This is a genomic window from Corynebacterium sp. HMSC036D03 (assembly GCF_001836185.1).
GTDB lineage: Bacteria > Actinomycetota > Actinomycetes > Mycobacteriales > Mycobacteriaceae > Corynebacterium > Corynebacterium simulans.
The window spans coordinates 67,444-81,700 of record NZ_KV827769.1 but is presented as its reverse complement, the minus strand read 5'-3'; the positions used below and the strand labels follow the sequence as shown (position 1 = coordinate 81,700).

Annotated in this window: 11 protein-coding genes and 1 pseudogene; 8 read left to right on the top strand and 4 right to left on the bottom strand. The window is 59.9% G+C overall.

The genetic code is table 11. The annotated features are described in order from the left end of the window. Nucleotides 1-223, bottom strand: a 223-nt coding sequence (locus tag HMPREF2692_RS12870; RefSeq protein ID WP_141761336.1) for a transposase, incomplete at its 3' end; no start/stop codon positions are given. A gap of 53 nt (nt 224-276) precedes the next feature. Between HMPREF2692_RS12870 and HMPREF2692_RS12460 the strand changes: the two genes are divergently transcribed. Beyond that, on the top strand, nt 277-987 hold the full coding sequence (locus tag HMPREF2692_RS12460) for a hypothetical protein (protein ID WP_070823735.1): 711 nt from the start codon (nt 277-279) through the stop codon (nt 985-987). Between the two features lie 97 nt (nt 988-1,084). Here HMPREF2692_RS12460 and HMPREF2692_RS12455 read toward each other — a convergent pair whose 3' ends face one another. Then, entirely contained in the window at nt 1,085-2,122 is a 1,038-nt protein-coding gene (locus HMPREF2692_RS12455; RefSeq protein ID WP_070432788.1) for an aspartate-semialdehyde dehydrogenase, read from the bottom strand. Nucleotides 2,123-2,143: 21 nt separating this feature from the next. Next, nucleotides 2,144-3,409, bottom strand: coding sequence for an aspartate kinase (locus HMPREF2692_RS12450; protein ID WP_061920127.1), 1,266 nt, complete (start codon nt 3,407-3,409; stop codon nt 2,144-2,146). A gap of 259 nt (nt 3,410-3,668) precedes the next feature. On the opposite strand from HMPREF2692_RS12450, the gene HMPREF2692_RS12445 reads away from it, so the two are divergent. Next, nucleotides 3,669-4,526, top strand: a complete 858-nt coding sequence (locus HMPREF2692_RS12445) for a DMT family transporter (protein ID WP_061920124.1) — start codon at nt 3,669-3,671, stop codon at nt 4,524-4,526. Here HMPREF2692_RS12445 and HMPREF2692_RS12440 read toward each other — a convergent pair. Further along, nucleotides 4,523-5,674, bottom strand: a complete 1,152-nt coding sequence (locus HMPREF2692_RS12440; RefSeq protein ID WP_246815032.1) for a hypothetical protein — start codon at nt 5,672-5,674, stop codon at nt 4,523-4,525. The genes HMPREF2692_RS12445 and HMPREF2692_RS12440 overlap by 4 nt on opposite strands. 316 nt (nt 5,675-5,990) lie before the next feature. On the opposite strand from HMPREF2692_RS12440, the gene leuA reads away from it, so the two are divergent. The 6 genes and pseudogenes from leuA to HMPREF2692_RS12405 all read left to right on the top strand — a co-directional run bounded on the left by leuA (nt 5,991) and on the right by HMPREF2692_RS12405 (nt 14,234). Further along, nucleotides 5,991-7,808 (top strand): 2-isopropylmalate synthase, encoded by a 1,818-nt coding sequence (gene leuA, locus HMPREF2692_RS12435; RefSeq protein WP_070432790.1) that lies wholly within the window; start codon nt 5,991-5,993, stop codon nt 7,806-7,808. Nucleotides 7,809-7,827: 19 nt separating this feature from the next. Continuing rightward, nucleotides 7,828-8,727: a hypothetical protein gene (locus tag HMPREF2692_RS12430; protein ID WP_070586865.1), complete on the top strand. Its 900-nt coding sequence runs from the start codon at nt 7,828-7,830 to the stop codon at nt 8,725-8,727. A gap of 907 nt (nt 8,728-9,634) precedes the next feature. Next, on the top strand, nt 9,635-10,528 hold the full coding sequence (locus HMPREF2692_RS12420) for a hypothetical protein (RefSeq protein ID WP_141744818.1): 894 nt from the start codon (nt 9,635-9,637) through the stop codon (nt 10,526-10,528). Nucleotides 10,529-10,584: 56 nt separating this feature from the next. Then, a pseudogene (locus HMPREF2692_RS12415) lies at nt 10,585-11,685 on the top strand (DNA polymerase III subunit epsilon); the annotation flags it as partial. A gap of 484 nt (nt 11,686-12,169) precedes the next feature. Beyond that, complete coding sequence (locus tag HMPREF2692_RS12410; RefSeq protein WP_061920111.1) at nt 12,170-13,456, top strand: Mur ligase family protein; 1,287 nt, start codon at nt 12,170-12,172, stop codon at nt 13,454-13,456. Next, on the top strand, nt 13,449-14,234 hold the full coding sequence (locus HMPREF2692_RS12405; protein ID WP_061920109.1) for a type 1 glutamine amidotransferase: 786 nt from the start codon (nt 13,449-13,451) through the stop codon (nt 14,232-14,234). The genes HMPREF2692_RS12410 and HMPREF2692_RS12405 overlap by 8 nt, the downstream gene beginning before the upstream one ends. Nucleotides 14,235-14,257 lie beyond the last annotated feature (23 nt).

Here is a 14,257-nt window from a genome sequence, read left to right as displayed (position 1 = left end):
GACGCTTGAGCTCTTCTTCCATTGTTTCGCCGCCAGACGCGTCAGAGTCATCACGTGCTGAAGCGCTGTCACGGTACCAAGCCCGCAACGTGTGGTGAGATACTCCAAGGAGCTCGCCGACCTCCGTGTAGGCGCGTTGCAGTGAGCAAGATTCCAGGCGGACCATTTCGATGATCTGATGGACCGCCTTGTCCTTGAACTCGACGGAATACTTTCTAGGCATAGTTCAATCCTTCCTTAGCTGAGGTAGGAACTAAACCCAGGACGCTTCATTCCATGGCCATTGTGATTGGCGGAAACTTCTTAGATAACAAGACCGTCGGCCTAGGCGGTGTTATTGGTGGCGCTATTTTCCTGTTCATGCTGGCGTTGCTGGTCTGCGCCCTATTCTTTGCCGCGCCGCAGGTAAATGGCCAGGCAATGCCTGTCCTAGCGTTGATCAACACCATCCACCCGGCGCTGGGTTACGGAATGACTTTTGTCATTTACGGCATGATCTTCAACACCGCAGTGGGCATGTTCTACGCGCTGGCTAAACGCCTGACGCGCGGCCATGAGAAGCGCTTTTACCCCGTTTACCTCATTACCTGCCTCTTTGGCTTTGCGTTGTCCTTCGCTGATTTCAAGGACCTCGTCGGACTGATTTATCCAATTCTCGGCTATGGCGGCTTGGTGGTCATCGCTATCATGCTCTTTGGCTGGGTTAAGAATCGCGGCAAGATGGTAAAGGAATCAGGCCGCCGTATGCGTGCTCGTACGCTGGTGCAGCGTCGCCTTGATCCGCGTGAGCACTTTACCAAGAAGAATGAGAAGGAACTGCGCACCTTGGCCACGGCCTCCAACATGGAAACTGCGGAGTTTGTCGATGCCGTCGAAGAAGAAATCCACGAAGATCTCGAAGCAGACCAAGAACTCGAGTATGACCGCGAGGACCCAGATCCTTCCGTGGTCTTCGTGGAGCACACCAAGCCGGAAGTACCAAAGTAGGAATCCGAAGTAAATAACTAAAAAGGAGCTCGTACGTCCTTTTATTGGATGTACAAGCTCCTTTCTGCGCTTTATGGCTTTGTTTTAGGTCCGCGCGCTAGACCAACAACTCAGCAATCTGAATCGTGTTCAAAGCTGCGCCCTTGCGCAGATTATCGCCGGAGACAACCAGCACGAGGCCCTTGTTGTCATCAACTGACTGATCCTGACGGATGCGGCCCACCAAGGACTCGTCCACGCCTGCGGCAGCAAGCGGGGTCGGAACGTCGACGAGCTTGACACCGGGGGCGTCGCCAAGCAGGCGGCGTGCCTCGTCTGGGGTGATTGCCTTGTCGAACTCCGCGTGGATGGTCAGGGTGTGGCCGGTGAATACCGGAATCCGCACGCAGGTGCCAGCAACCTTAAGCTCAGGAATACCCAGGATCTTGCGCGACTCGTTGCGCAACTTCTGCTCCTCATCGGTTTCCTCGGAGCCATCGTCAACCAACTTGCCAGCAAAAGGCAGCGCGTTGAAAGCAATCGGAGCAACGTATGGGCCAAGCTCTTCCTCAGAGACCTCGAGAACGGAGCCATCATGGACGAGCTCTACGTTGCGATCTCCGATCTCGGCGGCCTGCTTGGTCAAGGCCTCAACACCAGCCAAGCCAGAGCCAGAAACTGCCTGATAAGAAGACACGTGCAAACGGTTCAGACCGGCAGCATCGTGCAAGACCTTAAGAACCGGCATTGCGGCCATGGTGGTGCAATTCGGGTTAGCAATGATGCCCTTCGGGAGGTTCTTCGCCTGCTCAGGGTTTACCTCAGAGACAATGAGCGGAACTTCGGGATCCTTGCGGTATGCGGAGGAATTATCCACCACGGTCGCGCCTGCAGCGGCAAAGACCGGGGCCCAATCGAGCGAAGTAGCGCCGCCGGCAGAGAACAAAGCAATGTCGACGTCAGCGACGGACTCCTCGGTTACCTGCGAGAGATCCTCAACCACAACCTTCTCGCCACGGAACACCAGTTCCTGGCCAGCAGAACGCGGCGAGGCAAAGAAACGAACCTTGTCAGCTGGGAAATTCCGCTCCTCCAAGATGGAACGCATGACGCGTCCCACCTGGCCGGTAGCACCAACAACTGCAACGGTGGTCATGAAAAATTCCTTCTTCCTAAATTAACGGCCCGTGCCAGCGTAAACGGTAGCTTCTTCCTCGCCACCGAGCTGGAAGCGCTCGTGGAGCGCAATGGCCGCCTTGTTCAGTTCCAGCTCTCGCACCAGCACGGAGATGCGGATCTCAGAAGTGGAGATGAGCTCCATGTTTACCTCGGCGTCGCGAAGCGCCTCGGTGAAGTCTGCGGTAACCCCTGGGTGCGACTTCATTCCGGCACCGACCAAGGAAACCTTGCCCACCTGGTCGTCGTAAAGCACGTTTGCCCAGTGGCCCTCATTCTTGAGCTTGGTCAAAATCTCCATGGCACGCGGGCCATCCGCACGCGGGCAGGTAAAGGTGATGTCGGTGGTTCCGGATTCCAAGGAGGAGACGTTTTGCAGGACCATATCGATGTTGATCTCCGCCTCCGCGATGGCGCGGAAGATCTTGGCGGCCTCCCCTGGACGATCCGGAATGCCCAGAACGGTGACCTTTGCTTCAGAGGTATCGGTCGCGATACCAGTCAGTACTGCTTCTTCCACAGGGATATCCTCCATTGAACCGGCCACCAGAGTGCCGGGGTCGTTTGAATAAGACGAGCGAACTCGCAGGGGCAGATCGAATGCGCGGGCGTATTCCACACTACGCAGAACCAGAATCTTGCAGCCGACGGCTGCCATCTCCAGCATCTCCTCGAAGGAAAGCTTCTCGAGCTTCTGCGCGTTCGGCACGATGCGTGGGTCCGCGGTGTAGACACCGTCGACGTCGGAATAGATCTCGCAAACATCGGCGTGCAGCGCAGCGGCCAGGGCTACCGCAGTGGTGTCGGAACCGCCGCGGCCCAAGGTGGTGACGTCGCGGCTTTCCTTATTAACACCCTGGAAACCAGCGACGATGCAGATCTTGCCTTGGCCCAGGGCCTCGGTGATGCGGCCCGGCGTGACGTCCACGATGCGCGCGTTGCCGTGGCGCTCCGTGGTAAGCACGCCGGCCTGAGAGCCAGTGAAAGACTGCGCCTCGGCGCCGAAGGACTCGACCGCCATGGCAACCAGGGAGTTAGAAATGCGCTCGCCGGCGGTAAGCAGCATGTCCATTTCACGCTGCGGCGGCACTGGGTTGACCTGGGCAGCAAGGTCGAGGAGTTCATCAGTGGTGTCCCCCATGGCGGAGCAGACAACAACCACGTCGTTGCCCGCCTTCTTGGTAGCCACAATGCGCTCGGCGACGGCGCGGATGCGATCCGCGGTTTCGAGGGAGGAACCTCCGTATTTTTGAACGATTAAGGCCACGTTGGGATATCCACCTTTCACTGTGCGTTTCCCGCGACAGTCTATAGCCACAGGGCCGATAAGCCCCGCTATACCTGTCGTGCATTAGTCAGTTGTCCATGCTACCCCGACGAGGTACTTCCTTTCACAATATGTGAAGGGGATCAAAGTGTTTTTATTCACCGCACCAAAAGAGGCAAACTTAACGACTTAGGAACATTTATTTTCACCCGTGAGCAGTATTCGTTAAAAAGGGCGACTACCTACTACGGTGGTGGGGGTGTTCAGCAATCTCTTGGCGGTTTTCTTTGCCCTCGCCTCCGCGCTCACCGTGGCCTGGGGCACGGTAGTCCGTCACCGGATCGCACTTGAAGCCTCCGGCTCGGTCATGCGCACCGCGATGCGCAATCCCGTGTGGTGGGTCGGCACACTTGCCGCCATTGTGGCTTATGGCCTGCAGATTGTCGCCCTAGGCTTTGGCACCCTGCTGGTAGTTCAGCCCATCTTGGTGCTCTCGCTGATGTTCACCTTGCCGCTTTCTGCCTGGTACTCCAAGCGGCCGCTGTCTTTTCATGAAATCTTCTGGTGCAGCGCGCTGACCATCGCAGTGGGCATCTTGGTGGTCTACGGCCGCCCCGTTGCCGGCGATCCGCGCCCCTCCCTTTCGCAATGGTGGCCGCCGCTGCTGTGCGGCGCACTGGGCTTGGCGCTGCTCGGCGTCCTAGCGTGGCGCTTCCCCGCTCGGCGCGCCTTGGCCTTGGGAACTTCCTGCGGCATCCTCTACGGCTATGTGGCGCTGCTATCTAAGTCTGTGGTGGATATCTTCTCCCACGAGGGCCTTGGCCAGCTCCTGGTGTCCTGGCAGTTTTGGGGCTTAATCGCCCTCGCCGGCGGCGGAACCGTGCTCCAGCAATATTCTTTCCACGCCGGTGCGCTAAAGCAATCCCTGCCAGCTATGACCATCATGGAGCCCATCGTTGCTTTTGGCTTGGGCTACGTGGTCTTGGGCGAGCAATTCCAGGTTGATTCGCTGGCGGGCTGGACGCTCATGTCCTTAGCTCTAGCCGTGATGATCCTAGGCACGGTCATCTTGTCGCGCCGCCCAGTGGGCTCCTCCACGCGGCAGATCCAAAGCTAAATAGCCCACTCGAATACGGCAAGCATGTGCGCCGAAAACCACGCACCGAAGAGAACATAGGCGCCGCATAGCGCTGCGGTGCTGCGGGTGCTCGCGGAATCAGCCAGCTTGATTGCCCATGGAATAAACAAGACCGCCGCGGGCAAAAGCAGGCGTGGGCGCGAATGCATGATGCCATCAGAGAACAACACATTCGCTATGAGCGCGGCGGCGAAAAGCCAAACCGGCGCTGGCAAGCGCCGCCAACCCAAGAGCAACAGGATGGGCGCGCCGACGATTACGAGCGCGGAAAGCAGATAGCCCACGTTGTCAGAGTTCAAAAGCGTGGACCATATCCACTTGAGCGTTGCCGCACCGAAATCGAAATGGGAGTTCCAGTGTTTTTCTTGGATGCCAAAGTAGCCTCCTGCCTGCCCGAGATAGCTATTCGCCCACGTCAGATAACCAAACAGGGGAATCGCGGCGAAGATAAGGCTCAACCAGGCCTTCCACTCGCGGACGGCCTTGCACAATACGATGAGGGCAAAGACCACGAGGACGTCGATTGAAGTCAGCCGCACGGCGGAAAGCGCAAAGCCAAAAAGGCCGGCCAGCCACCACTTTTCATCCAGCAAGGCAACGAGCATCCACATCACCAGCGCGCCGAAGAGCGCCTCGGTATAAGGCATGGCAAACACGATGGACATCGGAGCGCTGCTCACGGCGATGGCGGCAACCGCGCGGGCCTTAAAACCGGCCCCCATGCGCTGCGCGATGGCCATGACGCCCACAGCCATGAGGAAAGTGAAAAAGAAATTGAAAACAATCGCGACGGCAGCTTCATTCGCAACAAAGAAGCTGCCCACCTTGATAACGAGCGGAAAGCCCGGGAAGAAGGCCATCGTTACTTCATTGACGTTTCCATCTGCGGCAACGTCAGCACCGAAGTAACCAGCACGGGCAATCTCCGTGTAGTATTTCGCGTCCCATTTGGTCAGCAGGCCGCCTAAGTTATCTTCGTTAGCCTGCGCAAAAATGGCGAGCACCCCAATCCGCAGGAGGTTGCCCAGCACAGCAATTAGACTCGCGGCAATCCAATCCTGCCTACCGAGACGAGGGGCCGCGCTATGCGCTACTTCTGCGCCGGCCGCATTCTTGACTTCGTGCACGTTATGCAATGTTATCGGCATGCTTCAGACCCCACCTCGATTTACGTGGAATTCTCCCACCCCAACAAAAGGAGATCCCAATATGTGAGAACTCTTGCCACATCGTGAGAAGCGCGCTAGTGTGATTCACATGACTATGCGGCAGAGCCTCCTCCTTATTTGCCGCGGCGGGATTTAGGCCTTTCAAACCCACCGGCCAGCGCCCCCGTCGCGGGTTTTCACGATGCGCATCCAAACTGCGCCTTCCCACCCCCGCCGCTGCTGGCTAAACGGTACCTCTTTATCCGCTTCCTTAACGAAGCAGCAAGGACAAATCATGGCTCCCAACGATTCTTTTATCACCGCCCCACGCGAAATCACTACCCCTAACGGCGACTTTGGCAAGAACCAGCCCGCCTGGAATAAGCAGCGCGGTTCCGCAATGCCCACCCACCGTTACCGCAGCTTTGCCCAAGAAGTAGAAGACATTCAGCTGCCGGACCGCACCTGGCCGGATAAGAAAATCACTTGCGCTCCACAGTGGTGCGCGGTCGATCTGCGCGATGGCAACCAAGCGCTGATCGACCCCATGAGCCCGCAGCGCAAGCACCGCATGTTCGACCTGCTGGTCAAGATGGGGTACAAGGAAATCGAGGTAGGTTTTCCTTCCGCATCTCAGACCGACTTCAACTTCGTGCGCGAGATCATCGAGCAGAACAAGATCCCTGAAGACGTCACCATCCAGGTCCTGGTGCAAGCACGCGAGCACTTAATCCGGCGCACCTTTGAGGCCTGCGCGGGCGCCAAGAACGTCATCGTGCACTTCTACAATTCCACCTCGAAGCTGCAGCGCCGCGTGGTCTTCCGCAAAGACCGCCCTGCGATCAAGAAGCTGGCTTGCGACGCCGCAGCGCTCATCAAAGAAGTAGCCCAGGACTACCCCGACACGAACTGGCGCTGGCAATACTCCCCGGAGTCTTTCACCGGCACGGAGCTAGAATTTGCCCGAGAGGTATGCGACGCCGTGGTTGAAATCATGGAGCCCACGCCCGAGCACCCAATGATCATCAACCTGCCTTCCACGGTGGAGATGATTACGCCGAACGTCTACGCGGATTCCATCGAATGGATGCACCGCAACCTGGCCAAGCGAGAAAGCATCATCCTGTCGCTGCACCCACACAACGACCGCGGTGCCGGCATCGCGGCTGCCGAGCTGGGTTATCTGGCGGGCGCGGACCGCATCGAGGGCTGCCTGTTCGGCAACGGCGAGCGCACCGGCAATGTGGATCTGGTGGCGCTGGGCCTGAACATGCTCACCCAAGGCGTCGATCCACAAATTGATTTCAGCGACCTGCCCACTATCCGCGATACCGTGGAGTACTGCAATCAGCTGCGCGTTCCTGAGCGCCACCCCTACGGCGGCGAGCTGGTCTTTACCGCTTTTTCCGGTTCCCACCAGGACGCCATCAACAAGGGCCTCGACGCCCTGGCCAACGAGGTACGCCCCGGCGCCATCAACACGGACGTCTCGTGGGAAGAGCTGCGCGAGACCGAATGGGAGGTGCCTTACCTGCCAATCGATCCGAAGGACGTGGGGCGCGACTACGAGGCAGTTATCCGCGTGAACTCCCAGTCTGGCAAGGGCGGCGTTGCCTACATCATGAAGACCGATCACGGCATTCATATGCCGCGCGCGATGCAGGCAGAATTTTCCGCCGTGGTCCAAGAAGTCACGGATGCCGAAGGCGGCGAGGTCGGTTCCAAGGGCATGTGGGATATCTTCGCCACCGAGTTCCTAGACCGCGAGGCGCCGCTTGCGCACAAGAACTTCCAGATCGATAACGCGGTAGGCGACGACGCCGAAGCCAAGGTCACCGCGACAGTCATCTACAACGAGGCGGAGTCTGTGGTTTCCGGCCACGGCAACGGTCCGATTGCGGCCTACGCCAATGCCCTCGAAGCGTTGGGAATTGATTTCGAGGTAATCGAGTACGCACAGCAATCGCGTAGCGCTGGCGACGACGCCGAAGCTGCCTGCTACATTGCCGCCGACGTCAACGGCACCAAAGTGTGGGGCGCTGGCATTGCCGGCTCCACCACGCGTGCTTCGATTTTCGCCATCAATTCGGCGGTCAACCGCGCGCTGGGCTAAAGGTGGTAGAAGTCGAGGCATGACTTTATCGCTCTATCCCATCCCCCACTTGGGGCTCGGCGCGGTGCAGGAATTGCCCGTGCACCCCGCATCGGCATCCCAGAATTCGCCTTCTGCGGAAGCAAAACAGCGAGAGGTCAACGCCACTTTGTCCAGGCAGCCCGACGGCACCTGGCAGGTGGCGACCGCCGCCGGCGTCGTAGGTCTGATTGCGCCTCAGGATGCGGCTGAGTACCCAGAGATAGAGCTGCTTTTCGACGCCCAGCTGACTCCAGCAGTAACGCTTCGCCAAAGCCCCCAGCCCACGGTGTTGCTGCCGCGTCCGGGCCTGTGCCTGCCCGCGAATAATCCGCCGTCCAGCCCGTGGGCGCTGCTTTCTTTTGCCCCAGCGATAAGCATCACGGTTATCCCAGACGAGGTCGACATTCCGCAGTTTGGGCGAATCCATCTGCTGGTTACCTTGCGCGCGGCCGAATCCGATCCGCAGCGCATCAGCGCTTATCTTGGCCCACAATTCATCGGCACGCTGGATAGCTACCCGGACTATCTTCCGGACCTGCTCGTCCAGCATGCCAAGCAGGGGCTAAGCACGCTCGCCCATGCCTACCACTTCCCTCGCCAAGGCGGACGAGTGCTCAACATTTATGCTGGCAAGCAGATAGAACAGGAAACCCGCGACGGCTCCGGCCAGGAACGCCTACTGGCGGAAAACACCCGTAGCGCAAGCTCTGCTGCGGCCACTTTTGAGACCGCCAGTTTCAAGGCCATCACCGATGAAGACTTGTCCCGTATCGACCGGCTCCCGCAAAAGGCCACAGCGGATTCCACCCCGACAAAGAAGAACAATAAGAGCTGGCTCATCTTCGCCCTCGTGATTGTTTGCATCGCCGTTTTGATCGCAGTGTTGATTGCCCTTTAATTGCACGCTCATTGCCCAACTCAGTCAGCGCACGGCAACCTTTCGACCTGCTCAAATGCCGCTTATACGTTTGAGTTCAAAGCTACGAGTCGGTAGGGTGGATTTAGTTTCTTTTAGAGGGTTAGCGCGCTCTAGGCGCAGCAGACCCTCTAAGTCTGTCTCCTTATAGCTCGCATCCCTACTCCCAAACTTCTTCCCCGCACCCTACGAAAGCGAATACAGATGAAATCGACAAACTACATGGTCCCTAACCATGGTTTTGGCGATGTAAATCAAATTCCCATCCAAGAAGTAAGCCCAGATTTCCTCGTCGAGCTAATGGAAGAATCTGGTTCTGAACAGCCTGCAGTGGAGGTCAACCTCACGGGCTCTTCTGACGAAGGCTTCCGTGTCCGCTACGAAGACACCACCATCGGCTACCTCGAACGGGAAGAAGCTGCGGCTTATACCGAGCTTGATTGGATCATCGATGCAGGTTTGCGTCCTCTGGTTACCGCACGCGTAACCATGGTGGAGTTTGATGGCGAGGAATGGCCTTCTTTCGATGTCGAGCTACCGGCCCCTGGCCTGTGTGTTCCGGTCAATAACCCGCCGGCAGAGCGCTGGGCCATGCTGCCTGGCACTACGGCTGCGGCAATCACTCAGTTCCAGTCCAAGATGGACGTCTTCCCGGAATCCGCCGAGCACTTCTTGGTCACCCTGCATGCGCGCCGTTTCTTTGGCCGCCGCAGCGTCAACGTGGCGGTCGATGGTGTGCAGATCGCCTCGCTTAGCCATGATGACGCCCACCGTTTGGCCGATACCGTTTCGAGCTACCAAAACAGTGGCCTGCTCGCCGTAGCACGCGCCTATTACTGCATGGATGAGGGCAAGCCTCGCCTTGTCGTTTATGCCGATGAGCAGTCTGATGACAAGCGTGCCGTTGTCGCTGGCGTCGCTGGCGCTGATGTCTTCGCAGACCTCCTCCATGCCTCTCGTCGGCGGCAGTGCCGGACTAAAACTCGTGGCCGCTGCCAGCGCAGCGATCATCGTCGGCGGTGGCGCAAACCTCGCGGCCTCCATCTTTTCCGTGGATGAGCAGGCTCGCGAAGAAGCTACCGAAGCACAAAGCCGCTCCTATGAGGACTCAGTCTTCCCACGCGGTCTTTCGCCCTACCGGGACATTTTCGGCACTTCCAGCGCCCAAAAAGCCACGGCAGAGCCTGGCTCACGCACCACGTCTCGCGAGGATTCCCGCGAAGGCACCAAAGACCGCAGTGCTGTAGCTACACGGAAGCAGACTTCCGACGCCGTCGAACCCACCGCAGAACCCAACACAGACGAAAGCTCCCGGGATTCCGCCGAACACGTCCTCGCTGCGCCAGATGCGCAGACCACGCTCGAGGGCAACAAGGAAAACCCACGCGGTCCTTCCCGCCCAACGTCGCCGCGCCATACTTCTGGTGACGACCAGAACCTTCCAGCGCCACTGCCGGTCCCGACGCTTCCGCCGGCCACCCCAACGACGGAACCTTCTACCCAACCGCGTAGTACAACCGAGCCAACGCGAACTGTACCTTCTCCTACCCGCACGGATACAACCATCCCGAAATCACCGGCAACCTCCACCACGCCGACGACATCGGAGCCGAGCTCGACTTCCTCCTCTCCTACCCCAACTAAGGAAGCAAGCACCACCGAAACTACGGAAGCATGCACTACCGAGGAGTCCACGACTCCTAACTCGACCACGCGTCCGGCCTCCCCAACGACAACGACCCGGAAGCCCATCACGCCAGGAACCATCATCATCCGCGGCTAGGTCACACGCTCGCCCGTTGAGCCAACGTGTCCAGCCGGGGTACTACACTTAAAACAATGAGCACCACCCCCGGCCCCGATTCAGCCCCCGCGCCTTCACCGGCCGCGCTGGCTGCTGGCCGCCCGCACAATCCCGGCCGGGCTAGTACCGACAAAGAAAGCAAGCAGCCAAGCGCGCAAGAAATAGCGCAGGCCGAGGCCGTTGCCGCCTACCCTTTCGTCGCACTCACGGTGCAGACCACCGGCATTCATCCTTCTACTGGGCGCCTCGTTGCCATCGATGCCCTGACTTATAACGAAAAGAACGAGGTAGGCCAAGAATTCCACGCCGTCATCAACCCTGGTACCAACCCGGGCCCACGGCACCTGCATGGGCTTAGCATTGAGGAAGTAACAGAAGGCCAGTCTTTCTCGCGGCTGCTCAAGCCACTTGATCGGCTAATTGACGGCCGCACCTTGATCGTGCACGATACCCCATTTACCTGGGGTTTCATTGTCTCCGAGGCGCGTCGCGCCATGATGGCCGCCGCGCGCCAGAATCGCTCGCGAAACCGCAACCGTAATAAGGGCAGGCGCCGCCGCCAGAAGGTCGGCCACGTTCCTACCCCGGTCAGCATCGTCGATACTTTGGCCACTGCCCGCCGCCAGGGGGTGTGGGATAACGATGTCCGCCTCGCGGCCGTCGCCAAGCGCAGCGGCCTTGATGTAGCTCCACCCACCGCAACCGTTGAACGTGCCCAACGCAGCGAGGCCGCCACCTCCCGCGAGCAAACCCAGCTGCTGTACCGCCTCTATCAGCATCAAGCAACCGGCACGCGTAGTGCATACGCGCCAGATGAGCTGCGCGCGGATCGCTTTGGTTTGCAGCGCTCGCACGTGCGTGTCGACGCCGCAGAATCCCCACGTCAGCACCACAATCCGGGCAAATATGTTCCTGGCAAGGAGCTGCACCGCGGCATGGAGATCGTGGTCGCGCCAGAGATCATGGAAGATCCAGACACCATCATCGCGGCTATCGCACGTGAAGAGCTCAACTATTCGGAAAAGCTCACGCGCGAATCCTCGCTGGTGGTTTGCAACATCACCACCGATTTCGTGGGCAAGCCCATGCACGCCCACCGCAAGGGCATCCCGCTGATGTCTGACACTGCTTTCCTTGCAGCGCTCGAGCGCATCCAAGAAGCAATCGAGCCGGAGCCAGAGAAGGATTCCGATAATCGCGGTCAGGCACACGTGCCGAACAGCAATAATCGCCGCTCCGGCAGCGCTAATAGGCGGCGCTCGCGCCGTAAGTCGGGCTCGGGCAAATCCTCCGGCCGCAACCAGCAGAAGAACAATAGTCAGCAAACAAACGAAAATCCCAATTCTTCCAACGCCAAGCCCGGCGGCAATCCGAAGAACGAGGAGAAATCCGGCTCTGGGAACTCGGGTGGCAACAAACGGCGGCGGCGCCGTGGCGGCCGCGGTGGCCGTGGCCGGCGTGGTGGCAAGCCCAAGGGCGGAAACTCGCAGGGCAACAAGGGCCAAACCAGCTCCGGAAAGAACAGCTCCGGGGCAAATGGGTCTGCCAAGAATAAAAACTCCGGCCAAAACTAGGCGCGCAAGTACCCGCCCCGCGGGCTGACGCGACTACCCTAGGGGCATGAGTTTTAACCTTTCCGGCACGTTGCGTTCATTGCGTACCAACGCCGCCACGACCGCTGCCAAGCTGGCCACCACCGCCTCCCGCGCAACCGGACGAGGCGCCGGCGGAATGATCGGTGGCCTTATCGCTGGCGCGATTGATCCACAGATCATGGCTAACCTCGGCGGTGGCCGCCCTGCGGTGCTGGTTACCGGCACCAACGGCAAGTCCACCACCACCCGCATGCTGGCCGCCGCTGTACGCAGCGAGCACAAAGTCGCTACCAATGACGGCGGCGACAACATGGATGCTGGCATCATCTCCGCGCTCATGGCGGGCAAAGACGCCTCCCACCTCGTGTTGGAGGTAGACGAGCTGCACGTTCCGCACGTGGCAGACAACCTGAATCCGCAGGCGCTGGTGCTGCTGAACCTCTCCCGTGACCAGCTCGACCGCGTCGGTGAGATCAATAAGATCGAGCGCGCTCTGCGCGGCGCCGTCGAAGCCCACCCAGACATGCTGGTCATCGCCAACTGCGACGATGTCCTCATGACTTCCGTGGCCTACGACGCCAAGAACGTCATCTGGGTCTCCGCCGGCGCTGGATGGCTCGGCGAGTCCGTGACGTGCCCACGCACCGGCGGCCACATCGTGCGTGATGAGGATGATTGGCGTGCGGTCAAGCCGCTTCCCGACGGCCGCGAGTTCCGCCGCCCCACCCCAACCTGGCGCGTAGACCAAGATGGTTTGCACACTCCGCAGGGTGACAAGGAGCTGAGCCTCTCCCTGCCTGGACGCGCCAACCGTGGCAATGCCGCCCAGGCCATCGCCGCCGCAGTGGAAGGCTTCGGCGTGGACGAGGCCAAGGCCATCGCCGCCACCGAATCCGTCAACGACGTGGCCGGCCGTTACTCCACCATCACCTTGGGTGACCGTGAAATTCGCCTGCTGCTGGCTAAAAACCCAGCCGGCTGGCAGGAGGCCCTGTCCATGGTGGATCGCTCTGCCGACGGCCTAGTCATTGCCACCAACGGCCACGTGGCAGACGGCATCGATATGTCCTGGCTGTGGGACGTACGCTTCGAGGACTTTGAAAACCTCGCGGTCAAGGCCGCCGGCGAGCGCGGCACCGACCTTGCTGTGCGCTTGGTCTACGCCGATATCTCTCACGAGCTCATCCCGGATCCAGTCAAAGCCATCGAGTCCTGCCCACCGGGCCGCATCGAGGTGCTGGCTAACTACACCGCTTTCCGTGATTTGAAGAAGGCGCTTGAGCGCAAAGTAAAGGAGAACGCCAATGGCTAAGACGCAGTTGCAAATCGGCCTCATTCTGCCCGACGTGCTTGGCACCTACGGCGACGACGGTAACGCCCTTGTCCTGCGCCAGCGCGCCCGCATGCGCGGTCTTTCGGCTGAGATCGTTCCGATCAAGCTAGGCGAGGCAGTCCCTGACTCCCTCGACGTCTACACACTCGGCGGTGGTGAGGACACCGCGCAGATTCTCGCGGCGGAGCACCTCATCAAAGACGGCGGCCTGACCCGCGCGGCTGAGGCTGGCCGCCCGATCCTTTCAATTTGTGCTGGCCTGCAGGTTTTAGGCGAGTCCTTCCGTGCCTCTGGCCAGATTATTGACGGTGTCGGTCTCATCGACGCCACCACGGCCTCCATGGCTGAGCGTGCCATCGGCGAGGTCTCCTCTCAGCCGACCGGCGCTGGTATCACCGCGGAGCTGACCGAAACCCTCACCGGCTTCGAGAACCACATGGGCGCCACCATCTTGGGCCCCGCCGCACAGCCGCTGGGCAAGCTCATTCGCGGCCAGGGCAACGCCGATACCGCAGCCACCGCCGATCTTTCCGACGCCGCCGAGCAGCGCATTGCCGAAGGCGCCGTCCAGGGAAGCGTCATCGCCACCTACATGCACGGCCCGGCACTGGCGCGCAACCCGCAGCTGGCTGACCTCCTGCTGGCCAAGGCCATGGGCGTTGCGCTCACAGACCTAGAACCGCTCGACATCCCGGCCGTGGACAAGCTGCGCACCGAGCGCCTCAACGCATCAAAGCCGCCGCGCTCGCAGCTCTAGACACGCAACTGCGGGGCGCTCAG